Here is a 25,693-nt window from a genome sequence, read left to right on the forward strand (position 1 = left end):
TTACAGGTCACGGGGCACGGGTCTGGGGTCAGGGGTCAGGGGTCAGCCCTCCTCTTCGGCGAACAGGCCGGCGGCGCCGCCGGCGATCCCGAGGAAGACGGCGGTGCGCAGGAGCAGGCGTCGCCCTACTGTCGGCTCGTCAGTTTTCATTACTACTACGTATCAACCGACCTCGCCGAAGTCACCGGGGGACGCGGGGCCGCGAGGGCCCGCTCACCCGATCAGCCGTGCCGCCGCGGCCCTGTCGCCGGGCCGCCGGTTCAGCTCCGGCGCACCAGCGGGAACGGAAGGGTCTCGCGGATCGTCAGACCGGTGAGGAACATGACGAGCCGGTCGACCCCGATGCCCAGTCCTCCGGTGGGCGGCATCGCGTACTCCAGCGCGTCCAGGAAGTCGTTGTCGATCTCCATCGCCTCCGGGTCGCCGCCCGCCGCCAGCAGCGACTGGGCGGTGAGCCTGCGCCGCTGCTCGACCGGGTCGGTCAGTTCCGAGTAGGCGGTGCCCAGCTCCGTACCGAAGGCGACCAGGTCCCAGCGCTCGGCGAGCCGGGGGTCCTCGCGGTGCTGGCGGGTGAGCGGTGAGACGTCCGTCGGGAAGTCCTTGTAGAAGGTGGGGAGCAGGGTCCTCTCCTCCACCAGCCGCTCGTACATCTCCAGGACCACGTCGCCGCGCGTGTTCTCCGGCGTGTGCGGCACCCCGGCCCGGTCGCAGTGCCGGCGCAGCGTCACCTCGCCGGTGTCCGCGTCGACTTCCTCCCCGAGCGCCTCGCTGATCGCCCCGTACATCGTCTTCACCGGCCAGGCTCCGGAGATGTCGTGGACGACGAGGCTGCCGTCGGGGCCCGCCTTGTGCGCGATCGGGGAGCCGAAGGCGGCGGTCGCGGCCCCCTGGATCAGTTCCCGGGTGAGGTCGAGCATGACGTCGTAGTCGGCGAAGGCCTGGTAGGCCTCCAGCATCGTGAACTCGGGGTTGTGCTTGTAGGAGACGCCTTCGTTGCGGAAGGTGCGGCCCATCTCGAAGACCCGTTCCATGCCGCCGACGCACAGCCGTTTGAGGTAGAGCTCGGGGGCGATGCGCAGGTAGAGGTCCATGTCGTAGGCGTTGATGTGGGTGCGGAAAGGGCGGGCGTTGGCGCCGCCGTGGATCTGCTGGAGCATCGGGGTCTCGACCTCGAGGTAGCCGCGCTCCAGCAGCCCCTGGCGCAGGGCCTGTACGGCGGTCGAGCGCGCCCGGACGACCTCGCGCGCCTCGGGGCTGGCCACCAGGTCGAGGTAGCGCCGGCGGACCCGGGCCTCGGGGTCGGCCAGGCCCTTGCGCTTGTCGGGCAGCGGGCGCAGGCACTTGCCGGTGAGCTGCCAGGAGCCGACGACGACGGAGAGTTCGCCGCTCCTGCTGCTGCCGACCTCGCCGCTGGCGACGACGTGGTCGCCGAAGTCCACCTGGGAGGTGAAGGTGCCCAGTACGTCGGTTCCGGCCTCGTCCCGCGTGAACATCAGCTGGACGTCCCCGGTCCAGTCCCGGAGCACCGCGAAGACCACGCCTCCGAGGTCGCGCACGACCATCACGCGTCCGGCGAGGGTGACCTGTTCGCCGGTCCGCGCGCCGGGCGGGTGGCCGGGGTGCTCGGCGCGCAGCCGCGCGGCGGTGTGAGTGCGCTGGCGGATGCCGACCGGGTAGGGGTCTGTGCCCTCCGCGCGGATCCGGGCCAGCTTGCGGTGGCGGACGCGGACCTGTTCGGGCAGTCGCTCGGCGCCGCCCCGGCCCTCCTCCCCCACGGCCTCGAGGTTGAGGGAGGCGATCGAGGGGAGGCCCGCGGTGGTGGCGGGGGCCGTGACGCCCTTGGCGTGCCCCTTGCCCCACAGGGTGCGCAGGCTCGGTACGGAGACGAAGCCCTCGGCGATGCCGGACGCCAGGCTGACCCGGGCGAGCGAGCCCGCGTCCTGGTAGCACAGGAACCGCGGGTACCACTCGGGTCCGTACTTGACGTTGGACCGGTACAGGGCTTCCAGCTGCCACCACTTGGAGAAGAACAGCAGGAGCTTGCGCCACAGCTTGAGGATCGGGCCCGCGCCGATCCGGCCGCCCTCCTCGAAGGCGGAGCGGAAGACGGCGAAGTTGAGGGAGATCCGGCGGACTCCGAGCTTGGGGGCGGCCGCGCACAGTTCCGCGACCATGAACTCCATGACCCCGTTGGGGGCCGCGCGGTCGCGGCGCATCAGGTCGAGGGAGATGCCGTCCTTGCCCCAGGGGACGAAGGACAGCAGGGCGATGAGTTCGCCCTGGGCGTCGAAGGCCTCGACGAGCAGGCAGTCCCCGTCGGCGGGGTCGCCGAGCCGGTCGAGCGCCATGGAGAAGCCGCGCTCGGTCTCGGTGTCGCGCCACGTGTCGGCGCGGTCCACGATCCGCTGCATCTCCTCGTCGGTGAGGGCGGAGTGGCGGCGGATGACGGTACTGGCGCCCGCGCGCCGGACCCGGTTGACGGCCTGCCGGGTGACCCGCATGTCGCGGCCGTCGAGGTCGAAGTGGGCGACGTGCAGGATCGCCTCGTCGCCGAGCTGGAGGGCGCCGAGGCCCGAGCGGGCGAAGGCGGTCGCGCCGTCCTCGGAGGCGCCCATCACGGCGGGCTGCCAGCCGTGGCGGCGGGCGACGGCGAGCCAGGCGTCGATGGCGGGGGTCCACGCCCCGGGGTCGCCGACGGGGTCGCCGCTGGCCAGGCAGACGCCGGCCTCGACGCGGTAGGTGACGGCGGCCTTGCCGTTGGGGGCGAAGACGACGGCCTTGTCCCGGCGCGTGGCGAAGTAGCCCAGCGAGTCGTTGCGCCCGTAGGCGCCGAGCAGCGCCCGGATGCGCGGTTCCTCGTCGCCGTGCAGGGCCGCGGTCATGCGCTGCGAGCGGAAGAGGGTGGAGGCGGCGTTCAGCAGGGCGAGGGCGCCGAAGAGGCCGAGGAAGAAGTAGAGGGGCCGGGGCGGGTGGCCGTCGAACTGGCGGGCCGAGAAGAGTCCGCCGAAGACCTGCTTGGCGGCCCAGTCCAGCCACTGGCCCTTGGGCAGGGTCCCGGGGAAGATCGCGACGAGCCCCCAGCCGAGGAAGACCGCGGCGAGCAGCCCGAGCCCGAGGACGAGCAGGGCCCGCCACAGGGCGCCGGGCCGGGAGGCGGCGTAGAACTCGTTGCGGGCGGCGATCAGCAGCACCAGCGCGGCGACGGCGATGACGCCCGAGACGATGGAGACCCAGTAGTCCCCCTGCGCGAGGATCAGTACGTCGACCAGGAGCAGCAGGGCCAGATAGGTGACGACGATCCACCAGGCGACCTTCTTGCGGGTGCCGAGGGCGGCGGCGAGCAGGAAGAGGAACACGGCGTACGCGAGGTTCTCGCTGACCGGGACCACGTAGAGGTCGAGGAAGCGCACCACGGGCCGCAGCAGCCGCCGCAGCGTCGGCGACAGCGCCAGCACGGCGCAGACCAGGCCGAGCGTTCCGAAGAACGCACCGAATCCGTCGGGCACCCGGTTCAGGAAGCGGTTCCGGGTCCCGCGGGTCTCCTCCACGGTGGCACTCATGGTTCGCACTGTAGGGAGGCGCGCGGCGGTCCGCGCGCCGAACGAACTAACCTCGGTGACGTGACAGAGCACGTGAGCGCGGGGTTCGAGCGGGGTACCGACGGCCCGAAGGTGATCCTCGCCGGAGTTGACGGATCGGAGTCGTCGCTGCGCGCGGCGGCGTACGCGGCCGGGCTGGCCCGGCGCCAGAACGCCCTCCTGGCGCTGGTGTACGTCCAGCCGGTGATGCCGGCCGGGGCGGCGATGGGCGTTCCGGTGGCCGGTACCACCGCGGAGATCGCGGAGGGGATCGTGGCGGAGATCCGGGAGTCCGCGGAGCGCCTCAAGGGCATCTTCGAGGTGCGCTGGCAGTTCCACACCTTCCGCGGCGATCCGTACGCGGGCCTGGTGAGCGCCGCCGAGGAGCTGACCGCGGACGCGGTGGTCGTCGGGGCCTCCGAGCAGGCCGGGCACCGGATCATCGGGTCGGTGGCGGTGCGGCTGGTGAAGGCGGGCCGCTGGCCGGTGACGGTGGTGCCGTAGCGGGGCCCGTGGCGGGACCCGCCACGGGGCCCGGGCCGCTTCCCCCGGTGGCGGCCGGGGCCCGGGCGTTCGCCGGGCCCCGGCCCGGGCTACTTGCCCATCGTCAGGCCGTCCTTCGCCGCGCCGCGGCTGAGGACCGCCTCGCTGATCGCGTCCTCGGCGTTCTTGTACGCCGCGTGGTCGGGGTCCTTGGCCAGGCCCGCCGGGAGGTTCACGACCTTGCCCGCCCCGAGGTCCATCATCTGCGGGACGTACTCGGCCTTGGTGACGCGCCAGCGCTGCCCGGGGGCCGCCGGGGGCGCGAAGGTGAAGCGGCCGATCGAGCCGTAGTTGCCGCGCAGATCGTGGTCGCCCTCGTCGTTGAACATCTCCCCGGCGATCTGGTCGCCCATGCCGTAGATGATCCAGGTGCCGTTGACCTTCTCGTACGCCTGCGGGATGTGCGCGTGCGTGCCGAGGATCATGTCGATGTCGGGGCGGCCGCCGCTCATGGAGGCGGTGAGCGCCTTGCCGAGGGTGAGCTGGCGCTCGTCCGGCGCGGTCTGCCATTCGGTGCCCCAGTGCAGGCTGACCAGCACCACGTCCGCGCCCGCCTTCCGGGCCGCCCGGGCGTCGGCGATGATCTTCTCCTCTTCCATCAGGTTGACCGCCCAGGGCTGCCCTTCGGGCATCGGGTGGCCGTTGGTGTCGTAGGTGTAGGCGAGGTGGGCGACCTTGGCGCTGCCCGCCGTGTACGTCGTCACGGTGGCCGCCTCGGCGGCCGTCCGGGCCGAACCGGCGTGTTTGAGGCCGACCTTGTCGAAGGTGTCCAGGGTCCGCTTCAGCCCGTCGCCGCCGTCGTCCAGGGTGTGGTTCGAGGCGGTCGAGCAGCCGTCGTACCCGGCGTCCTTGAGGCCGTCGGCGACCTGCGGCGGGGACGTGAAGTCCGGGTAGCCGGTGAAGGGCCCGCCATCCTCGCCGTAGACCGTCTCGCTGTGGCAGATCGCCAGGTCGGCGGCGGTGACGAGGTCCTTGACACCCGAGAACATCGGCTTGAAGTCGTAGCCGCCGCCCCCGGTGGCGGCGGCGTTGATGATCGAGGTGTGCGGGAGTACGTCGCCGCTCGCGACCAGGGTGAAGCCCTTGCCCGCGGCCCCCGTGGTCCCCGCGGTCCCCGCGGTGCCCGGCGAGCCGGGGCCGCCCGTCGCACCGGCCGCCCGCGGGCTCCGGGAGTCGCCGAGCCGGGCCGGGGTGGCTCCCTGCTTGCCCGAGCAGCCCGCCGCGGCCGCGGCCGACAGCAGGACGGCCGACAGGACCGCTACGGCCCGCCGCGTGCGCTTGGTCATCAGCTCGGCTCCCATTCATAGGACTATCTGATGACCTGAATCCTTAAGGGGAGACGTGCCAAGTCAAGGAGCCCCTCCGCCCGGGCCCCCGCACTCACCCTCCCGGCGGCGCTCCGCCCTCGCCGGCGGCCTGCCGTTCACCGCGCCGTTCGACCGTTCACCGCCGAGGCGGGCCGCCCACCGGACGGCCGGGGTGCTTGGGCGCAGCAGCGCCACCCGATGGTTCCCGGGCGGCCCGCCGCAGGTCAGGGTGGTCATGTCGATCCGCACCCACCCCGGAAGGAGCCGTCCGGTGTCCCCCTCCCCCACACTCTGCCGCACCGACCCCGAGGCACTCGCCGAACTCCAGCGCGAGCACGGACGGGCTCTGTTCGGATTCCTCCTCGGCCTCTGCAACGGCGACGCCCAGCGCGCCGAGGACCTGGTGCAGGAAACCCTGGTGCGGGCCTGGCAGCACCCGGAGGTGCTGGAGAGCCCCCACGCCTCCATGCGGCCCTGGCTGTTCACCGTCGGGCGGCGGCTCGCGATCGACGCGCGCCGGGCCCGCCTCTCGCGCCCGCAGGAAGTGGAACCGGAGGGCCTGGACCAGACGCCCGCCCACCAGGACGGGGTCTCCAGCTCGGTCACCGCGATCGACGTCCGCCGGGCGGTGGGCAGCCTGGGCCCGGAGCACCGCGAGGTGCTGATGCAGGTCTACTTCCGCGACCGGTCGGTCGCCGAGGCCGCCGAGGAGCTGGGCATACCGGCCGGCACCGTCAAGTCCCGTACGTTCTACGCCCTGCGGGCCCTGCGCAAGGGCCTCCAGGGATACGGGTACGGGCTCGGCGCGTGAGGCCGACGAACTGGCCGAGAACCGCTCAAGGAATGACCGGACAGGGCGCGGAGCACATGTAATTCAGCCCCAAACCGTTCAAGTTGAGTAAACGTCGCCCGTCCTGCGAGCCTCGGGGGCAAGGCTCAGACTGACGACGGGAAGCTCGACGCGCGGGAGAGGGTGGAACGGTGCAGCCCGAGGGTATGAACGGCACCAGTGACGGCGGGCTCGCGGTGCCCATGGCGTGGCTCTACGCCGAGTACATCGCGGACGAACTGCTGCGCACGGGGCGGCTGATCCCGGTCAGCACCCTGGAATTCCGGGCCGGGCGGGACACCCTGGCGCTGACGATCTACCTCTCGGACGCGGCGGGTGAGCTCTCCGGGATCCGGGTGGTCTCGCAGCTCGACGAGTGGCTCTCCCTGACGGCGTACGGCCATCCCTGGCGGGACTGGGTGCAGACCCGCTTCCTCCAGCTGGGCGAGGAGGCCCGGGAGCGCGGCCAGGGCGAGGATCCCGACCTGGAGCTGGCCCGGGACGCGTGGAGCTGGCTGGAGCGGACCGAGCTGTTCGCCACCAACCTCGACCCGGGACGGCACGACCCGGAGCAGATCCCGCCGGGGCTCGACGAGAACATCCGGGTGTGGACCCCGGCCTGGCAACTGGGCCTGCCCCTGGGGCATCTGGCGATGCACCTGTTCTGAACACACGGGCGCGCAGTCAGCGCGTGGAGTCATCGCCCGGCGTCACCGACCGGCGTCACCGCGCGGTGTCATCGCGCGGAGTCCGGCGCGGGCGTCCCGTCCGGCTCGGTGACCAGCCCGGTGAAGTCCGCCTCGTTGCGTTCGGCGCGTACGACGTACCGGCGCGCGATCAGCCACATCACCGGGTACACCACCGCCCCCAGCCCGACCCACACCAGCGGACCCGAGTCGGCGTGCGGCAGGGAGAACACCAGCGGCAGCGTCCCGACGAGCAGCAGCAACGCCGTGAGAGCGGCCAGCGCGGCCCGCAGCTGACTGCGCATCAAGGCCCGTACGTAAGTGGCACCGAGCGAGGTCTGCTGGGAGATCTCCGAGCGCGCGGGAGTGTGCGCGGGCGGCCGTCTGCGCGCACCGCGGGCCACGCCGGTGACGGCCTCCCGGCGCGATCCGGGCGGGGCGGGGGGCTGCCGGGGCTGCTCGTCTTCGGGCATGGTGCGGGCCAGTGTAGGGGGCGCGCCGCGCGGCCGAGGGGCTATTTGAGCAGGCGGGACAGACGCCGGTCGGCGAGCGGCTTGCCCTGGGTCTGGCAGGTGGGGCAGTACTGGAGCGAGGAGTCCGCGAAGGACACCGAGCGGACGGTGTCCCCGCACACCGGGCACGGCTCGCCGGTCCGGCCGTGCACGCGCAGCCCGCTCTTCTTCTCGGCCTTCAGGCTCCCGGCGGCCACGCCGTGCGTGCGGGCCAGCGCCTCGCGCAGGGTGGCCCGGACGGCCTCGTAGAGGTGGGTCACCTGGGTCTCGTCGAGGGAGGAGGCGAGTTTGAAGGGTGACATCCGGGCGAAGTGCAGGATTTCGTCGCTGTAGGCGTTACCGATCCCCGCGAGGACGCTCTGGTCGCGCAGGAACCCCTTGAGCTGACGCCGCTCCCCCGCCAGCAGCGCCGCGAACTCCGCCCGTCCGAAGTCCTCGTCGAGCGGGTCCGGCCCGAGCCGGGCGATGCCCGGGACCTCCTCCGGGTCGTGGACGACGTACACCGCGAGCCGTTTCTGCGTGCCCGCCTCGGTGAGGTCGAAGCCGCCCCCGCCCTCGAGCACGACGCGCAGCGCGAGCGGGCTCTTGCCGCTGGGCCGCGGGGGCTGCGCGGGAAAGGTGTCGTGCCAGCGCAGCCAGCCGGCCCGGGCGAGGTGGGTGACCAGGTACAGCTCGCCGATCCGCAGCGCGAGGAACTTGCCGCGGCGGGCGGTGGCTCCCGCGGGGCGCCCTTCGAGGGCGGTGAGCGGGGGATCGTAGGTCTTGAGCACGCTGACGTTGAGCGGGAGGACGCGCTCGACCACCCGCCCGGTCAGATGCTCGTCGAGAAACTCCCTGAGGGCCTCGACCTCGGGCAGCTCCGGCATCCTCCCAGGGTGCCGTGCGCTCAGCCGAACCGCGAGCCGGGGACCGGCCCGGGCGAGGGCGCGCGGTCGCGTGCGCCGCCGAGCCAGCCGGGGGCCACGGCGGCGGCGTAGGCCCGGAACGCCTCGTCCCGGTCGGCCGGGGTCTGCCCGTCGCCCTCGTCGGGGGTGGTGTCGGCGCCGATGATGTCGGCCGCGATCTGCTCCTCGGGGCGCTCGTCCGCGGGCCGGTCGCCGTGGGCCGCCCAGGGGGCGATGGCGTACTGGCAGAGCACCGCGCTGAAGTCGGCGCTCACCGCGGGCGGAGCGGTCCAGCAGGTGAGGTGCTCGTGCAGGACCTGGCCGGTGGCGCGGCCGCGCAGGGTGGCGGTGAGGGCGGGGTCGCAGGCGTTCAGGTCGTAGGCGACGACGACGGTGTCCTGGCGGGCCGGATCGTAGGTCACGGCGGGCAGCCCGAGCACGCCCGCCGCGGCCAGGCCGAGGATCCGGTCGGCGCGGCCGGGGAGCAGCGAGACGCTCGTCGGGCGCTGTCCGGCGGCGGCCAGGGCGAGGGCGAGGCGGTCCAGGCCGCGCCGGGCCAGTTCGGGACGGTCGCCGAGGAAGGCGTAGCGGCCGGTCATTCCGGCGCCGTAGCCGTACGGGGAAAGGGTGCCCAGCAGCGCGCCGGTGAGCGCGAAGTGCCAGCCGCGCAGGTCCCGGCCGTCGAGCGGACCGGCCGCGCGCGCGAGCTCGGCGCGGCCCAGCATGCGGCGCTGGCGGCCGTGGGCCCCGAGCCAGTTCTCGTCCTCCGGGGCGGGCAGCCGTATCGCGGCGGCGCGGGCACCTTCGAAGTCCCCCGCGCACAGGGTGTTGTGGACCAGGAGGTAGGTCTCGGGCCAGGCGGGCAGGCGCTCGCCGCGCGCGGCGAGCAGGCAGGCGGCCTCCGCGTGGCGGTGGCCGTCCTCGAGGGCCGAGACCAGCTCGGCGAGGAGCTTGCGGGAGTCGGGCTGGATCGCGAGCGCCTGGCGCAGCGGGGCGACGGCGAGGAAGGACACGCCGCGTTCGACGCAGGCGTAGCCGAAGTCGTAGAGCGCCTGCGGGTCCCGGGGGTTCTTGGCGGCGGTCTTCGCGGCCCGGGCGAGGTCGGCGAACCCGGCGGCGTCCGCGAGGGCGCGGGTGGCCTTGGCGAGTTCGGCCGGTGAGGCGGTCTCGGCGTGCGGCCGCAGGGCCCGGACGGCTCCGGGCAGATCTCCGGCCTTCAGCGACCGGCGGACATCGTGCGTGGCGGTAGTCATCGCGTCGATCCTGCGTCACCGCCGCGGCGTGCCGCAACGGGCTTTGGACCCCTTCGGCGCCGGGGCCCGTTCCGGTTCCCCGTCGACGCCGGTTGCGGTTCCCCGCCCGTCGCCGGTTCCGGTTCCCCTTCCGGATCGTCGCCGCGCGGTCACCGTCCGGATCCACGCTCCGGTACGGGCGCCACGGCCGCCGTACCGGGTCGCCGTCACGTCATCACGAACTCGCACCACACGCACTTGCCGCCGCCCCGGGATTCCACGCCCCAGGCGTCCGCGAGCCGGTCGACCAGCATCAGGCCGCGGCCCGACACCCCGGAGTCGCCCGCTTCCCGGCGGCGCGGGAGGGCGCTGGAGCGGTCCTCGACCTCGACGCGGATGCGGCGGTCGGGGCCGGTCAGGACGCGCAGGGTGACGATCGCGGGGCCGTCGGTGTGCATCAGGGCGTTCACGATCAGCTCGTCCGCGACGAGTTCGATCTCGTCCCCGCGCACCCCGGCGCCCCAGGCCCGGACGGCCGCGCCGATCATGTGCCGGGCGGAGACGAGGCCTTCGGGGTCGCCGGGGGCCACGTGCTGCTGGAGCCGGCCGCCCGCCTGCGGGGCGTCCTCGGCCTGCCGGCGCAGCAGCAGGAGGGCGACGTCGTCGTCGCCCCGCTCGTCGGCGACCCCGACCAGCCGGTCGGCGAGCAGCTGCAGGTCGGCCGGGCCGGAGCGGACCATCGCGGCGAGGTGCCGGATCCCGTCGTCGAGGTCGGCGCCGGGCTGTTCGACCAGGCCGTCGGTGCACAGGAGAAGCGTTTCCCCGTGGTCCAGTTCCACCGTGGTCACCGGATACTCCAGCCGGCCGAACTCCGCCGAGAGGCCGAGCGGCATCCCGCCCTGCACCGGGAGCCTGCGGCAGTCCCCGTCGCGGCCGCGCAGCAGCGGGTCGAGGTGGCCCGCGCGGACCAGCTGGAGCACCCCGGTGGACAGGTCGGCCTCGACGTAGGTGCAGGTGGCGAAGCGGTCGGTGTCCAGCTCGTGGAGGAAGACGGAGGCCCGGGCGATCACGGTGGCGGGGGCGTGTCCTTCGGCGGCGTAGGCGCGCAGCACGATGCGGAGCTGGCCCATCACGGCCGCCGCGTGCGTGTCGTGTCCCTGTACGTCGCCGATGACGGCGCCGACCCGGCCGCCGGGCAGCGGGATGACGTCGTACCAGTCGCCGCCGATGTCGCGCCCCATCCGGGCGGAGCGGTAGCGCACCGCGATCTCCGCCCCCGGCACGGCCGGGATCCGGCGCGGCAGCATCGCCTGCTGGAGGCCCTCGGCGAGGTCGTGTTCCTGTTCCAGCAGCATCGCGCGCTGGAGGCTCTGGGCGATGCTGCTGCCGAGGGCGACGAGCAGGTTCCGCTCGTCCTGGGTGAAGCCGTCCTTGTCCTGGTAGAGGAGCCCGATGGCACCGATCGGGCGGGCCTGGGCGATCAGCGGCAGATAGGCGGCCGCCGAGATCCGCATGTAGGAGATCTTCGACCAGAGCTCGGGGTAGGACTCGGCGAACTCCGCCTCGGAGTCGATGAACCGCGGCTGGAGCGAGCGGACCACCTCGCTCATCGGGTACTGCTCGTCGACGCGCGTGTAGCGGGTGCCGGGGACGAAGCTGCCCTCGGGCCCCTCGGCGACCAGGTGGATGCGGCCCGCCTCGACCAGCCCCATGACCATGCCCATGGTGCCGAGGCGCTCCAGGCCGTGCGCGTCGCTGAGGGCGTCGATGACGTCCTGCACGGTGCGCGCGTGCGCGAGGGCCGCGGTGGTGCCCTCGACCACGGAGGTCTGGCGGCGGCGTTCCTCGTCCAGGCCGAGGCGTTCGGCGGAGTGGCTCAGCTCCTCGGTCGCGTCCCGGACGATGCCGATGATGCGGTACGGGCGCCCCTCCCGGTCGCGCATCACCCGGCCCTGGGTGTGGGTCCAGCGCAGCCGGCCGTCGCGGCAGCGGATGCGGAAGTAGGCGCCGTAGCTCTCCAGGCCGCTCTTGAGGGCGCTGGAGACGAGCGCGTCCAGCCGGACGGCCTCGGCCGGCGGGACCCGGGGCGCAAGGGACTCCGGCCGCTCGTCGTAGTCCTCGGCGAGGGTGTCGAAGACGTCGAGGGCGGGCGGGTCCATGTGCATGAGTCCGGTGACCAGGTCCCAGTCGAAGCTGCCCATGCGGTTCAGGGAGAGCGACCGGTCCGGGTGTGCGGGCCAGTCGTCGGGCAGCGATACGGTGCTCGGCACCGGTCCACCATGACACACGAGCGGGTCAGACGCTCTCCAACGAGTACCCCGGATCCGGGGTGCCGTTCTGCCCCGGAACCGCGTAGGGGTCGACGGGGCCGAAGGGGTCGGCGGGCGCGGAGGGGTCGTACGGCGACACGCTCGGCCCGTCGGGGAGCGGCGGCGGGTCCGGCGGGACCTCGGAGGGCAGCGGGTCGGTGGAGGGCGGGTTCGGGGGCTGCGGGGCGGTGGGCGGATTCGCCCGGTCGGGCCGGACCGGCGAGCCGGGGGGATTCGGCGGGGCCGGCGGATTGGACGGGGCCGGCGGATGCGCGGTGTCCGGGACCGACGGGTCCGTGGCGGGCCCGGAGGGCGGGCAGTCGGGCAGGCCCGTCTGCGGCGGGGCGGAGGACGGGGGCGCCGTCGGCGGGGTGGTGCGCGCGAGGCTGTGGGGGTCCGGGGCGAGGCAGGGCTGCCCGGGCGAGGCGGGGGCGGCCGGGCTCGGCTGATCGGCGGGCGGGATGCCGTCGGCCGGGTCGTACGGGGGCGGCACCTCGGGGCTCTTGTCCTGGGCGCCGTCGTCGCCGGTCTTGCGCTCGATCCAGCTGTTGTCGGCGGTGTTCGCGATGACCAGGCCCGCGAGGACCTGGACGGTCGGTTCGATCACGATGACCTGGTGGGGATCGAAGCCGTGCCACGGATCGCCCTTGGGTACCGGGGCGCCGTTGGCGGCGCGCGGGGACTGGAGCGGGTTCCCGCAGGCGCAGCGGACCCGGGGCATCCCGTGGTTGTCGACGAGGACGGCGGTGCCGGCCTGGAGGACGCCCTGGAAGCCGGTGGCGCGGCCGTCCTTGAAGCCGTGGCTCGTCACCCGGGTGTCGGCGCGCAGCACGACGGGGGTGAGGCCGCGCAGGAATTCCGTGACCTTCGGCCGTTCGATGCCGGAGGCCTCGGCGAAGGCGGCCGCCTTCGCGTCGTCGGAGGTGAGCAGGCCGACCTGGCGTTCGACGTCGCAGCTGCCGAGCCGCTGGGTGCCCCCGTACAGGCCGGGGGTGGATCCGCCGACGGTGCGGATGCCCTCGCCGGTCGCGTTGGGGACGGGCGGTTGCAGCGGTGCGGACTCCGCCGTCGCGGTGGAGGGGCTGAAGGGGTCCGGGCCCGCGGAGCCGACCGGCTGGAGCAGGACGTCCTGGCTCTCGGGGGCGGCCGCGGGGGCGCCCGAGCGGTCGGCGGGGCCACCGCAGGCCGCGGCGAGCAGGCCGAGGGCGGCGATGAGGGCGGCGCCCGCCGGAGCGTGCCGGCGCGGCGGCCGGGGGGACGGAGGGGAGGACGGATGGCGGGACGGCGCGGGGGACGCCCGGCGCGGCGGAGGGTGCGGTACGTGCTGATCCGTCACGAGGTTCTCCCTGGTAGCCCCTGTTGCTCCCCTCCTGTCTGCCGCATGCCCGGGGGTGTCGCAAGCGGAGCGTCACGGAGCCGCACCGGAGCGTCACGGGCGACCGGGTGAACCCGCCTCGGTATTGAACATGTTCAAGAGACCCCCTAGGCTCACCCCCGTGAGTTGAACGCGTTCAATGCGTTCGACCGTACGGGGGAAGGCGGCCCGCGGTGGCGGCACTGGTGCATCTCATCGTCACCCTGGGCATGCTCTACGTCGTTCCCGCCGGGCTGCGCCTGATCGACCCGGTCAGGCTGCGCGCCACCGCCCGGTGGTGGCCCCTGCTCGCCACCCCGGGAGCCGTCTGCCTGTGGCTCCCCCGCGGCCCGCTCGCGGGCACGCTCGCCGCGCTCTACGCGGCGGCCACCGTCGCGCTCGCCCTGCGGACACCGGCCCGGCTGCTGCGCACCCGCTCGCTCGCTCCGCCCGAGATCGCGGTGCTCACCGCGCTCGTCACCCCCTCCGTCGCGGGGGCCGCGCTGGTCGCCGAACGGACCGGACACCGGCTCTTCGGCTTCGACCTGGACATCCTGACCCTGACGGTGCCGCACTTCCACTTCGCCGGGTTCACCGCGGCCCTGGTCGCCGGGCTGGTGTGCCGGGCCGCCGCGCCCGGTCCGTGGGCGCGCTGGGCGGCGTGCAGCGTCCCGGGCGGCACCCTGCTGGTGCTCGTCGGCTACTTCGTCGACGACTGGGCAGAGCTCGTGGGGGCGGTCGTCCTCACCTCGGGGATGTGGGCGGTGGCCCTGCTGACCTGGCGGGAGATCCGGCCCGGGGCGCGCGACGGGGGCACGCGGGCGCTGCTCGCCACCTCGGCCGGGGTGCTGGTCGTCACCATGCTGCTGGCGCTGTGGTGGGCGCTGGGCGAGGCGAGCGGGATCCCGCACCCCACCGTGACCTGGATGGCCGCCACCCACGGCCTCGGAAACGCCCTCGGCTTCGCACTGTGCTCGGTGCTGGCCTGGCGCCGTCTGAAGGAGAACGCGTCATGACCCGGATCATCAGCGAGGGCGCCCGTCGGCAGTCGCACGCGCCCGACCGGCCGGAGGGGGTCAACTACCCCGACCGCGGCGCGACCCGGCGACGGCCGCTGCCCGACGGGTACCACCACCTGCACCACCGGGTCCTGATCGGCCGCGGCCGGGCCGCCTTCGAGACGGCGGGCGCCGCCGTCACCACCTTCCGGCTGCACCGCGCCACGGGGATGCGGGTCCGCGCCGAACACGGCGCCGTGCGGCCGGGCGGCCGGGTCGAGGTCGGCATCGGCTTCGGACCGCTGCGGATCGACGCGCCGTGCGAGGTGATCTGGACGGCGTACGAACCGGCCCGGGTGGGGTTCGCCTACGGGACCCTCGACGGGCATCCCGAGTGCGGTGAGGAGGCATTCCTGGTGGAGCTGGCCGCGGACGGGTCGGTCTGGTTCTCGGTCACCGCGTTCAGCCGCCCGGCCGCCTGGTACACCCGGCTCGCCGGTCCGCTGGTCCCGGTGCTCCAGCGCGGCTACGCCCGGCTGCTGGGGCGCGGCCTGCGCGCGCTGGTGGCGCGCGGCTGATCCGGGGGCGCCCGATACTGGAGGCGATGGACTGGTTCACGGCGCCCGGGTACTGGCTCGGCCGGCTGGTCTTCCAGCGGGCCCTGGCGGGCGTCTATGTCCTCGCCTTCGCCGGGGCCGCCCTGCAGTTCCGGGCGCTGATCGGCGCCCACGGGATGCTCCCGGTCCCCCGCTACGTCCGGTTCGTGCCGTTCCGGCGGGCGCCCAGCCTGTTCCAACTGCGCTACTCCGACCGGCTCTTCGCCGGCTGCGCCTGGTTCGGGGCGGCGCTGTCGGCGGCGCTCGCGGCGGGCGCGGGGGACGCCGTCCCGCTGGGCGCGGCGATGGCGATGTGGGCGGTGCTGTGGGCGCTGTACCTGTCGGTCGTGAACGTCGGACAGACCTGGTACTCCTTCGGCTGGGAATCGCTGCTGCTGGAGGTGGGCTTCCTCGCGGTGTTCCTCGGCAACGCCCGGGTGGGTCCGCCGGTGCTCGTGCTGTGGCTGCTGCGCTGGGTGGTCTTCCGGGTGGAGTTCGGGGCGGGGCTGATCAAGATGCGCGGCGATCCGTGCTGGCGGCGGCTGACCTGCCTGTACTTCCACCACGAGACGCAGCCGATGCCCGGGCCGCTGAGCTGGTTCTTCCACCGGCTGCCGCGGCCGGTGCACCGGGTGGAGTGCGCCGCGAATCACGTCACCCAACTCCTGGTGCCCGTCCTGCTGTTCACTCCGCAGCCGGTGGCGTCCGTGGCGGCGGGGGTGATCGCGGGCACCCAGCTGTGGCTGGTCCTGTCGGGAAACTTCGCGTGGCTGAACTGGCTGACGATCGCGCTCGCGCTCTCGGCCGTCGACTTCACGGGGCTCGCCGGACCGCCGCCCGCCGCCGCGGGGCGCGCGGGCCCGCTCTGGTACGTGGTCCTGGTGTGCGCGCTCACCGCGCTGGTGCTGGTGCTCAGCAGGAATCCCGTCCGCAACCTGCTCTCGCGGCGCCAGGTGATGAACCGCTCCTTCGACGCGCTCCATCTGGTCAACAGCTACGGGGCGTTCGGGACCGTGGGGCGGATCCGGGACGAGGTGGTGGTGGAGGGGACCGCGGATCCCGCCCCGCACCGGGACGGCGCGTGGCGGGAGTACGGCTTCAAGGGCAAGCCGGGGCGGCCGGACCGGATGCCGCGCCAGTTCGCGCCGTACCACCTGCGCCTGGACTGGCTGATGTGGTTCGCGGCGCTCTCGCCCGGCTACGCCCGCGACTGGTTCGGGCCCTTCGTGGAGCGGCTGCTGGCGGGCGACCGGGACACGCTGCGCCTCCTCGGGCACAACCCGTTCCCGGACGCCCCGCCGCGCTACGTCCGGGCCCGGCTGTACCGCTACCGGTTCAGCACCCGGCGGGAACTGCGCGCGACGGGTGAGTGGTGGCAGCGCCGGCTCCTGCGCGAGTACCTGCCGCCCACCCGGCTCTCCGGGCCCGGCCCGGGGACGCACACGGAGCACGGTCCGGGCCCGGCGGAGCACCGCTCAGGCCAGTAGGGCCGCCTCCCGCTCCGCGCTGATGCCCTTGGCGGGCCGGTCCGGGCGCTGCGGGGCCACCCCGCCGATCCCCTGGAGCCAGCTCCAGGTGTCGGCCACGGTCTCCTCGATCGGGCGGCACACCAGGCCGGCGGCCAGGGCCTTGGAGACGTCGCCGCCGAACATGTAGTCGTGCAGCTCGCCCTCCGGCAGCCAGACGGGCAGCTCGGTCCACGGCTCCAGCCCGGCGTCCTCGATCACCCCCGGAGCGGTCCACCGCAGCTCCGCGCCGCCGCCCGTGACGGCCGCGACGGATTCGAGGAAGGTACCCATGGTGGCGTGTCCGAGCGGCGAGGCGAGGTTGTACGCTCCCCCGCGCCCGTCCCGCGCCGCGTCGAGGGTCCAGCGCGCGAGGTCGCGCACGTCGATGTACTGGAGTCGGAGCTCGCGCGGTCCCGGCGCCAGCATCGCTCCGCCGCGCGCCGCGCGGCCCAGCCACCAGGGCAGCCGCCCGACGTTCTCGTAGGGCCCGAGGATCAGGCCGGCGCGCACCAGCAGCGCGTGTTCCTCGCCGAAGGCGGCGAGGGCGGCCAGCTCGCCGCCGCGCTTGTCCTGGGCGTAGTCCACGGCCTCGGCGTCGGGCGAGCCCTCGACCACCGGGGCGTCCTCGCCCAGGCCGGGGGGTGAGGGGTAGGCGTAGACGGAACGGCTGGATATGTACGTGTAGTGCCCGACCCGCCCGTGCAGCAGGCGCGCGGTGTCGCGGACGGCGACGGGGGCGCCGCCCCAGGTGTCGACGACGAGGTCCCACTCCCCCTCGGCGAGGGCATCGAGCCCGCCGGGTTCGGTGCGGTCGCCGTGGAGGGAGTCGACCCCGGGCGGGGCTTCGTGCCGCCCCCGGTGGAAGACGGTGACCTCCCAGCCCCGCTTCAGCGCGTCCTCGGTGATCGCCCGGCCCACGAATTCGGTCCCGCCCAGCATCAGCAGCTTCATACCGGTCAGCCTGCCCGGCGGGAGGGGCCGCGGGAACCGGTGATCGCCGACAGCGATGACGCTGTCGGCGTAGGCCCTTCGGGAACTCGGCCGGGCGGGCGGACGCTCGGGGCCGGGCCGGGCCGCACGGTGCCCCCGCCGCCGGATCGGCGCGGGGGCACGGCACGGGGCGGGGCCGGGACGGTCAGTCGATGCCGGGCAGGATGTGCGGTTCCGCCAGGTCCTCTTCGTACCCGGCGAGCCGGATCGGCGCGGACCTGGCCCACACCTCCAGGGTCCCCAGCTCGTCCGAGCGGATGCGGGAGCGGTAATCCGTCCGCTCCATCAGGCCCTGGTCACGCTTGGTCAGTTCTGGTGTCACCGCGCACTCCTTTTGTGTCGCGTAACCCGGCGGGCGTACCGCTGCCGGGCAGGGAAAAAAGGACATCCGGACGCGGTGGCGCCATGGCTCTCGATACGGAGCGTTGCCCTGGTGGGGCCGTCCGTGTGCTTCAGGGTACACATATGAGCGGGGCCGCGCTCGATGGAAAGGTAAAATCCACTTTGAAGCTCTTGATTTCCCCCGGAATTCCAGGGCCGTGTACGCCCGGGTCCTCCTGTGTGACGAAGGGGACGGCTGCGCCGAACGAGTGAGCCCCGGTCCCCTGGGGAGGGGGCCGGGGCTCATCGCGTCCGCCGCGGGGCGGCGGAACGGGCGGGAACGGGGAGGCGGGGAAGCGGGCGGGCTACCAGTTGCCGGGCGCGTAGTCCTTGAGGAAGACGCCGAACAGGTCCTCGCCGGCCTCGCCGCGGACGATCGGGTCGTAGACCCGGGCCGCGCCGTCGACCAGGTCGAGCGGGGCGTGGAAGCCCTCCTCCGCGAGCCGGACCTTGTCCGGGTGCGGGCGCTCGTCGGTGATCCAGCCGGTGTCGACCGCGGTCATCAGGATCCGGTCCTTCTGGAACATCTCCTGGGCGCTGGTGCGCGTCAGCATGTTCAGCGCGGCCTTCGCCATGTTGGTGTGCGGGTGACCCGCGCCCTTGTAGCCCCGGCCGAAGACGCCTTCCATCGCGGAGACGTTGACCACGTAGCGGCGCTCGGCGGCGGCCGCGGCCATGGCCGGGCGCAGCTTGCTGATCAGGATGAACGGCGCGGTGGAGTTGCAGAGCTGGACTTCGAGGAGCTCGATCGGGTCCACCTCGGACACCGTCTGGATCCAGCTGTTGGTGTCGTGCAGGTCCGGGACCAGGCCGCCCGCGTCGATGGCGGTACCGGCGGCGATGCGCTCCAGCGAGGCCGAGCCGGAGACCAGGGCCAGTTCGGTGACGTCCTGGGCGCTGAGCTTCTCCCCGTTGCCCGTGGGCAGGGCGGCGACCCGGTCGACGGTGCCGCTGCCGAAGGTGCCGATGACCTCGGAGGCGGGCAGTTCGCCGGCGGGCAGCGGGGCGTTCTCGGCGGCGACCAGTTCGCTGTACGCGCCCGGGGAGCGGCGTACGGTCTGCGCGGCGTTGTTGATCAGGATGTCGAGGGGGCCCTCGGACGCCACCGAGTCGGCGAGCGCCACGACCTGCGCCGGGTCGCGCAGGTCGATGCCAACGATCTTCAGGCGGTGCAGCCACTCGTGGCTGTCGGGCATCGCCTTGAAGCGGCGGACCGCGTCGTTCGGGAAGCGCGTGGTGATGGTGGTGTGGGCGCCGTCGCGCAGCAGCCGCAGCGCGATGTACATGCCGATCTTGGCCCGGCCGCCGGTGAGCAGGGCGCGGCGGCCGGTGAGGTCGGTGCGGGCGTCGCGGCGCGCGCGGTTGAAGGCGGCGCAGTCCTGGCAGAGCTGGTGGTAGAAGGCGTCGACCTCGACGTAGCGCGTCTTGCAGACGTAGCAGGAGCGCGGGCGCTGGAGTATCCCGGCGATGGGGCCGCGGGTGGCGGTGCTCAGGGCGTTGCCCTGGGTCTCGTCGTCGATGCGTTCGGCGGAGCCGGTCGCGGTCGCCTCGGTGACGGCCTTGTCGTTGGCCGTCTTGAAGGCGCGGCGGTCCTGGCGGCGGCGCTGCTTGACCGTGCGGTAGATGCCGGCGGTCGCACGGCGTACGGTGACGGCGTCGGGGTGATCGACGTCCAGCTTGTCCAGCTCGTCGAGCACTGCGAGGCAGACCGCCAGGCGCTCGGGGTCGATGCCCGGGCCGTACGTCTGGATGTCTTCGGTCACCGTCATGGCCGTTGCCGTTCCTCGATCAACTCGTCCGCGTCCGCGTGCCGCGAACTCCTCAAAAGGAGAACTGTACGGATCCGACGCGCCCGGAACCAAACCCGCTGCCGCCCGCCTCACGGGTCGCGCTCGGATCATCACGTTATGTGCGTGAAGGGGCTGGATCAGGCCTCCGCCGACGGGGCGACCTGCCGTTCCGACACTACTCACGGACTACATCTTTGCTACGCGTGTACTACTCGCGGAGTACGGACGATCACCACCTGTGGGACGAGGAATACTCAAGCCGGACCGGGCATTGTGGCCCACATGAGTGCCCTAGCCCTGTCAGTCCTCCTCTGCTTGATCTCCGCGCTCGCCTACGCGGCCGGCGCGATCGTGCAGGAGCGGGTGGCGGAAAGCAGCCCCGGGCGGCCGTACGCGCCGCTGGCCAGGGGTGGCTGGTGGCTGGCCGTGGCGCTGAACGGGCTGGGTGCGCTGCTGCACGTGGTGGCCCTGGCGTACGGCCCGTTGAGCCTGGTCCAGCCGCTCGGAGCGCTCACGATCGTCTTCGCCCTGCCGATGGCCGCGGTCTTCGTCGGCCGCCGGGCGGGCTCGGCCGCCTGGCGCGGCGCGGTGCTGGCCACGGCGGGTCTGGCCGGTCTGCTGGCCCTGACCGGCGGTGACGGCGGCGCCGAGCAGACCCTCTCGGGCGGGGAGCGCACGCTGCTGCTGGCCCTGACGGCCGGGCTGTCGGCGGCCCTCTTCCTCGCGGCCCGCCGGGTCCGGCGGACGGTGCTGCGCAGCGTGCTGCTGGCGACGGCGGCCGGTACGGCCTTCGGCATGGGTTCGGTGTTCACCAAGTCGGTGGCGGAAGGCGTCGAACAGGGCGCCCTGCTCGGCCAGTCCTCGCAACTGGTCGCGATCGCCGCGCTCGCGGCGGCCGGACTGCTGCTGTCCCAGGCCGCCTACCGCGGCGCCGGGCTCACGGCGCCGCTGGCCACGGTGACCGTGGTCAATCCGGTGGTCGCGGCGAGCGTCGGCATCTCGCTGTTCGACGAGGGCTTCCGCTACGGCGCCCTCGGCACGCTGGCCGCGATGCTGAGCGCCGCGGTCGCGGCGGCCGGCCTGGTCCTGCTCACGGTCGTGCCGCCGCACACGCGGGTCTCATCCACCGCCGTCCCCGCGGCGCTTTCAGATGCCGACGCCGTGCCCGCGCAGGTAGGCGAGCGGGTCGATGTCGGTGCCGTAGCCGGGCCCCGTCCGGATCTCGAAGTGCAGGTGTGGTCCGGTGGTGTTGCCGGTCGAGCCGGAGCGGCCGATCCGCGTTCCCCCGCTCACCTGCTGACCGGCTTTGACCCCGAGGGCCGACAGGTGCGCGTACTGCGAGTACCGGCCGTCGGTGTGCCGGATGACCACCTGGTAGCCGTAGGCGCCGGCCCAGCCCGCCGACACGACCTCGCCGGGAGCGACGGCCTTGATGGCGGTTCCGGTCGCCACCGGGAAGTCGACGCCCGTGTGGTAGCCGCTGGACCATGAGGAACCCGCGACGTGGTAGGCCGTGCCCGTGCTCGCCTCGACCGGTGCGGTGTACGTGCCGGAGGAGGCGGGCTTCGGCTTGGCCGCCGCCGGTTCGACGGGCTTGACCGGGTCGGCGGTGCGCGGCGGTTTCTCGGGTGAGGGCGTCGGCTTGGGCGTGGTCCTGGGTGCGGGAGTGGGCACGGGCGCGGGGGTGGCCGCGGGCGGCGGGACCGGGGGCTTCGGCGTGACCGGGGCGGCCGTGATCCGCAGGGTCAGCCGCTGGCCCGGGAAGATCAGGTCGGGATCGGCTCCGACGGTGGCCCGGTTGGTCTCGTAGAGCGCCTGCCAGCCGCCTTCGACGTGCTGGCCCCGCGCGATCGCCGAGAGCGAGTCGCCCGGCGCGACAACGTACGGATTGGGCAGGACGGGCGTACCCGTCGGGGTGGGCGCGGCGCTCCGAGGGGCGGCGGCCGGGACCGTTTCCGTCTGCGGCTTGGGAGCCTGCGGCGGCTTGGCGGTCTGCTGCGCCGTGGCGGGCCGGGCCGGGACGGTCCGCGCCTTCGGGGTCACCGCGGGGGCGGCGCCGCCCCGGCTGAGGCCGGCCTCCTTGGAACAGACGGGCCAGGCCTGCGGTCCCTGCGCGCCCAGCACCTTCTCGGCCACCGCGATCTGCTGGTCCTTGGTGGCCAGGTCGGCGCGGGCGGCGTACGCCGTGCCGCCGAAGGCGCGCCAGGTGCTCTGGCTGAACTGGAGCCCGCCGTAGTAGCCGTTGCCGGTGTTGATGTGCCAGTTGTTCGTGGACTCGCAGGTGGCGACCTTGTTCCACGTGTCGACGGTGGCGGCGTGGGCGGCACCGGCGCCGATGAAGGGCAGCGCGATTCCGGCGCCTCCCGCGGTCACCACCAGCGAAGCCCGGTTGATGGTGCTTGGCTGGTACCGGCGGTGCCGGCCCCGTACGCCCATGGGAGCCCCCTTGAAGACATCAGGAACCGCACAACCTAACGGCGCGACACGACCAGGACAAGGGGCGCAACACGGCGCGTGGTCAAGGGGGTTGAGGCGTTCTCCGCGTGGAGGAGATCCATCGGCGGCCGCGCCGGGGTAGCGTCGGCCTCCTCCCTGCCCGAGGGGGCACGGGAGAACACCCCGGCACACCGAGGCATACCAGGAGCGCACGATGACCAGCACGGCCCAGATCGGCGTCACCGGGCTCGCGGTGATGGGCAGCAACCTCGCCCGGAACTTCGCCCGCAACGGCTACACCACCGCCGTCCACAACCGCACCGCCTCCAAGACGCGCGCCCTGGTCGAGGAGTTCGGACACGAGGGCACCTTCATCGCCGCCGAGTCGGCGAAGGAGTTCGTGGACGCGCTCGAACGCCCCCGGCGCCTCGTCATCATGGTGAAGGCCGGTGAGCCGACCGACGCCGTGATCCGTGAGTTCGCGCCACTGCTGGAAGAGGGCGATGTGATCATCGACGGCGGCAACGCGCACTTCGAGGACACCCGGCGGCGCGAGCGCGAGCTGCGCGAGCAGGGCATCCACTTCGTGGGCGTGGGCATCTCCGGCGGCGAGGAGGGCGCGCTGCTCGGCCCGAGCATCATGCCCGGCGGCTCGCCCGAGTCGTGGGCAGCCCTGGGCCCGATGCTGGAGAAGATCTCCGCCAAGGCCGCCGACGGTACGCCGTGCACCTCGCACGTGGGTCCGGACGGCGCGGGCCACTTCGTGAAGATGGTGCACAACGGCATCGAGTACGCCGACATGCAGCTGATCGCGGAGGCCTACCACCTGCTGCGCGAGGTCGCGGGGTACTCCCCCGCCCGGATCGCGCGGACCTTCCGTGACTGGAACCGCGGCCGGCTGGACTCCTACCTGATCGAGATCACGGCCGAGGTGCTGGCGCACACGGACGCGGCGACCGGGCGCCCGTACGTCGATGTCGTGGCAGACGCGGCGGAGCAGAAGGGCACCGGCCGCTGGACCGTGCAGATCGCGCTGGACCTCGGCGTTCCCGTGTCGGGCATCGCCGAGGCCGTCTTCGCGCGGGCCGTCTCCGGCCACGCGGACCTGCGCGCGGCCGCGCGGGCGCTGGGCGGCCCGTCCGCCTCGGCGCTGCCGGCCGAGGAGGCCGACGCGTTCGCCGCCCGGGTGGAGCAGGCGCTGTACGCGTCCAAGATCGTCTCGTACACCCAGGGCTTCCACCAGATCCAGGCCGGCAGCGCGGAGTACGGCTGGGGCGTGGACCCCGGCGCCGTGGCCTCGCTGTGGCGTGGCGGCTGCATCATCCGGGCCGCCTTCCTGGACCGCATCCGGGCCGCCTACGACGCCCGGCCGGACCTGCCCAGCCTGCTGGCGGACGAGCGGTTCGCCGAGGAGATCGGCGCGGCCCAGGACGACTGGCGCGCGGTCCTGGCGACCGCCGTCCGCCAGGGCATTCCGGTACCGGCCTTCGCGGCCTCGCTGGCGTACTACGACGCGCTGCGCGCGGACCGGCTCCCGGCGGCGCTGACCCAGGGCCAGCGGGACTACTTCGGGGCGCACACCTACCGGCGCACGGACCGGGAGGGCTCGTTCCACACCCTCTGGAGCGGCGACCGCTCCGAGGTCCGCACGGACGGCTGACGGAGCCGCCGCCCCCGGCGGCGCCGGGCACTCACCCGGCCCGAGGGATTCGGGCCGGGTACTCGCCCGAGGGGTCCCGGGCGGTACTCACCCGAGGGGTCCGGGCCGGTTGCTCAGCCGATGGGTCCGGGCTGCGGAAGCGGCGCGGGCCCCGGGGGCGGCTGGATCGGGTCCGGCTCGGGCACCGGGCCCGGTACGGGCGGCGCGGGCCGGGGCCCGGGCGGCGGCGGCCCGGGGACGGGCGGCGCGGGAGCGGGCGGCGGGGGCGTGGGGTCGGGCTTCGCGGGGTCGGGGAGGCTCGGGTCGGGCCAGGGGTTCGGGAACGGATCCGGCACCCCCGGCTCCGGTACGGGCTCGGTCCCGGCCGGGACGGTGGGCTCCGGCAGGCGCCCGGGGCTCTGGTTCTCTGCGTTTCGCACCATAAGCCCCACCTTCCCGCGATCCCGGGCGCTATGCCCGCCGGAGCGCGCCCACCGCCGCCGCGAGGCCGACCGCGGGGCTGGCCAGCAGCGGGATGGCCGTCACCGCCCGTTCGAGCGCGCCGGCCATCGAGACCTGGGCCAGCACGATCACGTCCGCGTCGGTGACCGCTTCCGCCGCCGCGGCCACGAGGGCGAGGCAGCCCGCGTCGTCGCCCGCCTCGAACCGCTCCCAGGCGCCCGGCACCACATGCGGCCGCGGGCACAGGGCCGCCGCGTACCCCGCGCGCTCCCGGTCGAGGGCCGCGCCCTCTTCCCGGATCAGGGCCAGCGTCGGGGCGAGGGTGCTCTCCACGGTGGCCAGGACCGCGATGCGGGGGCCCGTACGGACGGCGGCCGCGGCCATGGGCCGGTCGACCCGCAGCACCGGACGGCCCAGGGCCGGCCCGAGGGCTTCGGCGACCGCGCCGATCGTCGAGCAGGTGCAGAGCACCGGGCCGTCCCCGCCCTCCGCCGCGCTGAGCAGGGCCTCGATCTCCCCCGTGACCGCCGCCGGACCCTCCGCCCGGGCGCGCTCCAGCAGCCCGGGCACGACGAGGTGCCGCAGCGCCGCCCCCGGGTGGTGCCGGTCGCGCAGCCCGTCGAAGACCGGGACGTGCACCGGGGAGGTGTGCAGCAGGGTCAGGGCGCCCGGACCGTCCGCCGCGCTCACCACCGCGCCGGGTCGGAGGCGAGCTGCCGCTTCGCGGCCTCCACGACCTCGGCGTCCGGCTGCGGCGCCTGCTCGGGGTGGCGGGCGGCCCAGCTCGCCGCGTACGGGCAGAGCGGCACCACGGCGACCTGCTCGGCGGCCGCGATGCCGTAGAAGGCGCGGACGAGGTCCCCGGCGATCCCCCGGCCCTCGTGGCCCGGCTCGACCACGGTGTGGACGGCGACGAGGGCACCCGCGCCCGGCCCGGAGCGGAGCACGAAGTAGGCGATCACACCGACCCGCTCCGCGCCGTCGAAGGCTCCCAGCCGCCCGGCGGCCCGGTCGTCCCTGATCTCGATCGTCATGCCCCTCGCCCCTCGTTCAGTGTGTGTCCCGCCAGTGCGTGTCCCGCGGCCACGGGTTTCAGATCGCGACGGCGTGCGGGCCGCGCCGCTGGTCCGTCCCCGGCACCGGAGCGGACGGATCCACGCCCAGCTCGACGATCCGGTTGTCCGCGTCGACGTGCACCACCCGCGGCACGAACGCCCGCGCCTCGGCATCCTCGAACTGCCCGTAGCTGATGAGGATGACCAGGTCACCGGGGTGCACCAGATGGGCGGCGGCCCCGTTGATCCCGATCACCCCGGAACCGCGCTCGCCCTCGATGACGTACGTCTCCAGCCGCGCGCCGTTGTCGATGTCGACGATGTGCACCAGCTCCCCGGGCAGCAGGTCCGCCGCCTCCATGAGATCGGCGTCGACGGTCACGGACCCGACGTAGTGCAGATCGGCCTGGGTGACGGTGGCCCGGTGGATCTTGGACTTGAACATGGTGCGCAGCAATGTGAGCTCCTAGAAGACGGCTCCCTGCCTGCTTTCTGCAGGTCAAGGGCGTTCTGCACTTTACACCGGCAGCCGTCGGACCGGAGGTCCCAAGGATCGATTACCCCTCACGAGAAGGCTCCTGGCCTGCGCTTCCGTGGGCACCGA

22 protein-coding genes and 1 pseudogene are annotated in these 25,693 nt (G+C 73.8%); 8 read left to right on the forward strand and 15 right to left on the reverse strand.

Annotated features, from left to right (window positions below; genetic code table 11):
* Positions 1 to 260 precede the first annotated feature (260 nt).
* On the reverse strand, positions 261 to 3,560 hold the full coding sequence (gene lysX / locus ABT084_RS27750) for a bifunctional lysylphosphatidylglycerol synthetase/lysine--tRNA ligase LysX (RefSeq protein WP_351049351.1): 3,300 nt from the start codon (positions 3,558 to 3,560) through the stop codon (positions 261 to 263).
* A 60-nt stretch (positions 3,561 to 3,620) separates the two neighbouring features.
* Between lysX and ABT084_RS27755 the strand changes: the two genes are divergently transcribed.
* A complete protein-coding gene (locus ABT084_RS27755; protein WP_351049354.1) occupies positions 3,621 to 4,082 on the forward strand; it encodes a universal stress protein in 462 nt (153 codons plus the stop codon).
* Positions 4,083 to 4,171: 89 nt separating this feature from the next.
* Here the strand turns inward: ABT084_RS27755 and ABT084_RS27760 are convergent, their stop codons facing one another.
* A complete protein-coding gene (locus ABT084_RS27760; RefSeq protein WP_351049357.1) occupies positions 4,172 to 5,407 on the reverse strand; it encodes a CapA family protein in 1,236 nt (411 codons plus the stop codon).
* A gap of 292 nt (positions 5,408 to 5,699) precedes the next feature.
* Between ABT084_RS27760 and ABT084_RS27765 the strand changes: the two genes are divergently transcribed.
* Both ABT084_RS27765 and ABT084_RS27770 read left to right on the forward strand, forming a co-directional pair.
* Complete coding sequence (locus ABT084_RS27765; RefSeq protein ID WP_351049360.1) at positions 5,700 to 6,239, forward strand: sigma-70 family RNA polymerase sigma factor; 540 nt, start codon at positions 5,700 to 5,702, stop codon at positions 6,237 to 6,239.
* A gap of 185 nt (positions 6,240 to 6,424) precedes the next feature.
* Positions 6,425 to 6,925 carry a hypothetical protein gene (locus tag ABT084_RS27770; protein ID WP_351049363.1) on the forward strand — a complete coding sequence of 167 codons (501 nt, stop codon included), beginning with the start codon at positions 6,425 to 6,427 and terminating at the stop codon, positions 6,923 to 6,925.
* A gap of 68 nt (positions 6,926 to 6,993) precedes the next feature.
* On the opposite strand, the gene ABT084_RS27775 is transcribed toward ABT084_RS27770, so the two are convergent.
* The 5 genes from ABT084_RS27775 to ABT084_RS27795 all read right to left on the reverse strand — a co-directional run bounded on the left by ABT084_RS27775 (position 6,994) and on the right by ABT084_RS27795 (position 13,216).
* Positions 6,994 to 7,416 (reverse strand): hypothetical protein, encoded by a 423-nt coding sequence (locus tag ABT084_RS27775; RefSeq protein ID WP_351049366.1) that lies wholly within the window; start codon positions 7,414 to 7,416, stop codon positions 6,994 to 6,996.
* Positions 7,417 to 7,457: 41 nt separating this feature from the next.
* On the reverse strand, positions 7,458 to 8,321 hold the full coding sequence (locus tag ABT084_RS27780) for an Fpg/Nei family DNA glycosylase (RefSeq protein ID WP_351049369.1): 864 nt from the start codon (positions 8,319 to 8,321) through the stop codon (positions 7,458 to 7,460).
* 20 nt (positions 8,322 to 8,341) lie between these two features.
* Positions 8,342 to 9,592: a tetratricopeptide repeat protein gene (locus tag ABT084_RS27785; protein ID WP_351049372.1), complete on the reverse strand. Its 1,251-nt coding sequence runs from the start codon at positions 9,590 to 9,592 to the stop codon at positions 8,342 to 8,344.
* 206 nt (positions 9,593 to 9,798) lie between these two features.
* Complete coding sequence (locus ABT084_RS27790; RefSeq protein WP_351049454.1) at positions 9,799 to 11,772, reverse strand: SpoIIE family protein phosphatase; 1,974 nt, start codon at positions 11,770 to 11,772, stop codon at positions 9,799 to 9,801.
* A 94-nt stretch (positions 11,773 to 11,866) separates the two neighbouring features.
* Positions 11,867 to 13,216: a DUF6777 domain-containing protein gene (locus ABT084_RS27795; RefSeq protein WP_351049375.1), complete on the reverse strand. Its 1,350-nt coding sequence runs from the start codon at positions 13,214 to 13,216 to the stop codon at positions 11,867 to 11,869.
* A 212-nt stretch (positions 13,217 to 13,428) separates the two neighbouring features.
* Between ABT084_RS27795 and ABT084_RS27800 the strand changes: the two genes are divergently transcribed.
* Genes ABT084_RS27800 through ABT084_RS27810 form a run of 3 tightly spaced genes read left to right on the forward strand, consistent with a single transcriptional unit; the run spans position 13,429 to position 16,315 of the window.
* Positions 13,429 to 14,250, forward strand: coding sequence for a YndJ family protein (locus tag ABT084_RS27800; RefSeq protein ID WP_351049378.1), 822 nt, complete (start codon positions 13,429 to 13,431; stop codon positions 14,248 to 14,250).
* Complete coding sequence (locus ABT084_RS27805) at positions 14,247 to 14,810, forward strand: DUF1990 domain-containing protein (RefSeq protein WP_351049380.1); 564 nt, start codon at positions 14,247 to 14,249, stop codon at positions 14,808 to 14,810. Before ABT084_RS27800 ends, ABT084_RS27805 begins: the two co-directional genes overlap by 4 nt.
* A 26-nt stretch (positions 14,811 to 14,836) precedes the next feature.
* Positions 14,837 to 16,315 (forward strand): lipase maturation factor family protein, encoded by a 1,479-nt coding sequence (locus tag ABT084_RS27810; protein ID WP_351049383.1) that lies wholly within the window; start codon positions 14,837 to 14,839, stop codon positions 16,313 to 16,315.
* Here ABT084_RS27810 and ABT084_RS27815 read toward each other — a convergent pair.
* From ABT084_RS27815 to ABT084_RS27825, 3 genes are all read right to left on the reverse strand, one after another.
* Positions 16,304 to 17,287 carry an NAD-dependent epimerase/dehydratase family protein gene (locus ABT084_RS27815; protein WP_351049386.1) on the reverse strand — a complete coding sequence of 328 codons (984 nt, stop codon included), beginning with the start codon at positions 17,285 to 17,287 and terminating at the stop codon, positions 16,304 to 16,306. The genes ABT084_RS27810 and ABT084_RS27815 overlap by 12 nt on opposite strands.
* A gap of 184 nt (positions 17,288 to 17,471) precedes the next feature.
* Complete coding sequence (locus tag ABT084_RS27820) at positions 17,472 to 17,648, reverse strand: hypothetical protein (RefSeq protein ID WP_351049388.1); 177 nt, start codon at positions 17,646 to 17,648, stop codon at positions 17,472 to 17,474.
* 364 nt (positions 17,649 to 18,012) lie between these two features.
* Positions 18,013 to 19,476 carry an SDR family NAD(P)-dependent oxidoreductase gene (locus tag ABT084_RS27825; RefSeq protein WP_351049391.1) on the reverse strand — a complete coding sequence of 488 codons (1,464 nt, stop codon included), beginning with the start codon at positions 19,474 to 19,476 and terminating at the stop codon, positions 18,013 to 18,015.
* 303 nt (positions 19,477 to 19,779) lie between these two features.
* Here ABT084_RS27825 and ABT084_RS27830 point away from each other — a divergent pair.
* Positions 19,780 to 20,565, forward strand: a pseudogene (locus ABT084_RS27830) (DMT family transporter); the annotation flags it as partial.
* Between the two features lie 78 nt (positions 20,566 to 20,643).
* Here ABT084_RS27830 and ABT084_RS27835 read toward each other — a convergent pair.
* Positions 20,644 to 21,933, reverse strand: coding sequence for a transglycosylase family protein (locus ABT084_RS27835; protein WP_351049393.1), 1,290 nt, complete (start codon positions 21,931 to 21,933; stop codon positions 20,644 to 20,646).
* 214 nt (positions 21,934 to 22,147) lie between these two features.
* On the opposite strand from ABT084_RS27835, the gene gnd reads away from it, so the two are divergent.
* Positions 22,148 to 23,593, forward strand: a complete 1,446-nt coding sequence (gene gnd, locus ABT084_RS27840) for an NADP-dependent phosphogluconate dehydrogenase (RefSeq protein ID WP_351049395.1) — start codon at positions 22,148 to 22,150, stop codon at positions 23,591 to 23,593.
* A gap of 113 nt (positions 23,594 to 23,706) precedes the next feature.
* Here the strand turns inward: gnd and ABT084_RS27845 are convergent, their stop codons facing one another.
* The 4 genes from ABT084_RS27845 to panD are packed head-to-tail and all read right to left on the reverse strand — an operon-like array spanning position 23,707 to position 25,546.
* On the reverse strand, positions 23,707 to 24,015 hold the full coding sequence (locus ABT084_RS27845; protein WP_351049397.1) for a hypothetical protein: 309 nt from the start codon (positions 24,013 to 24,015) through the stop codon (positions 23,707 to 23,709).
* Between the two features lie 28 nt (positions 24,016 to 24,043).
* The gene (locus tag ABT084_RS27850; RefSeq protein WP_351049400.1) at positions 24,044 to 24,724 is read right to left on the reverse strand and encodes an arylsulfatase; all 681 of its coding nucleotides are present in this window, start codon (positions 24,722 to 24,724) and stop codon (positions 24,044 to 24,046) included.
* Entirely contained in the window at positions 24,721 to 25,068 is a 348-nt protein-coding gene (locus tag ABT084_RS27855) for a GNAT family N-acetyltransferase (RefSeq protein ID WP_351049402.1), read from the reverse strand. Before ABT084_RS27855 ends, ABT084_RS27850 begins: the two co-directional genes overlap by 4 nt.
* Positions 25,069 to 25,126: 58 nt before the next feature.
* Positions 25,127 to 25,546, reverse strand: coding sequence for an aspartate 1-decarboxylase (panD, locus tag ABT084_RS27860; protein ID WP_351049403.1), 420 nt, complete (start codon positions 25,544 to 25,546; stop codon positions 25,127 to 25,129).
* Between the last annotated feature and the right edge of the window lie 147 nt (positions 25,547 to 25,693).

This window comes from Streptomyces sp. NPDC002138 (genome assembly GCF_040296485.1).
GTDB lineage: Bacteria > Actinomycetota > Actinomycetes > Streptomycetales > Streptomycetaceae > Streptomyces.

Coding starts and splice junctions, on each gene's coding strand:
- lysX (WP_351049351.1), bottom strand. CDS start 3,560: ATGAGTGCCACCGTGGAGGAGACCCGCGGGACCCGGAACCGCTTCCTG.
- ABT084_RS27760 (WP_351049357.1), bottom strand. CDS start 5,407: ATGACCAAGCGCACGCGGCGGGCCGTAGCGGTCCTGTCGGCCGTCCTG.
- ABT084_RS27770 (WP_351049363.1), top strand. CDS start 6,425: ATGAACGGCACCAGTGACGGCGGGCTCGCGGTGCCCATGGCGTGGCTC.
- ABT084_RS27775 (WP_351049366.1), bottom strand. CDS start 7,416: ATGCCCGAAGACGAGCAGCCCCGGCAGCCCCCCGCCCCGCCCGGATCG.
- ABT084_RS27780 (WP_351049369.1), bottom strand. CDS start 8,321: ATGCCGGAGCTGCCCGAGGTCGAGGCCCTCAGGGAGTTTCTCGACGAG.
- ABT084_RS27785 (WP_351049372.1), bottom strand. CDS start 9,592: ATGACTACCGCCACGCACGATGTCCGCCGGTCGCTGAAGGCCGGAGAT.
- ABT084_RS27790 (WP_351049454.1), bottom strand. CDS start 11,772: ATGGGCAGCTTCGACTGGGACCTGGTCACCGGACTCATGCACATGGAC.
- ABT084_RS27805 (WP_351049380.1), top strand. CDS start 14,247: ATGACCCGGATCATCAGCGAGGGCGCCCGTCGGCAGTCGCACGCGCCC.
- ABT084_RS27810 (WP_351049383.1), top strand. CDS start 14,837: ATGGACTGGTTCACGGCGCCCGGGTACTGGCTCGGCCGGCTGGTCTTC.
- ABT084_RS27815 (WP_351049386.1), bottom strand. CDS start 17,287: ATGAAGCTGCTGATGCTGGGCGGGACCGAATTCGTGGGCCGGGCGATC.
- ABT084_RS27825 (WP_351049391.1), bottom strand. CDS start 19,476: ATGACGGTGACCGAAGACATCCAGACGTACGGCCCGGGCATCGACCCC.
- ABT084_RS27835 (WP_351049393.1), bottom strand. CDS start 21,933: ATGGGCGTACGGGGCCGGCACCGCCGGTACCAGCCAAGCACCATCAAC.
- gnd (WP_351049395.1), top strand. CDS start 22,148: ATGACCAGCACGGCCCAGATCGGCGTCACCGGGCTCGCGGTGATGGGC.
- ABT084_RS27845 (WP_351049397.1), bottom strand. CDS start 24,015: ATGGTGCGAAACGCAGAGAACCAGAGCCCCGGGCGCCTGCCGGAGCCC.
- ABT084_RS27855 (WP_351049402.1), bottom strand. CDS start 25,068: ATGACGATCGAGATCAGGGACGACCGGGCCGCCGGGCGGCTGGGAGCC.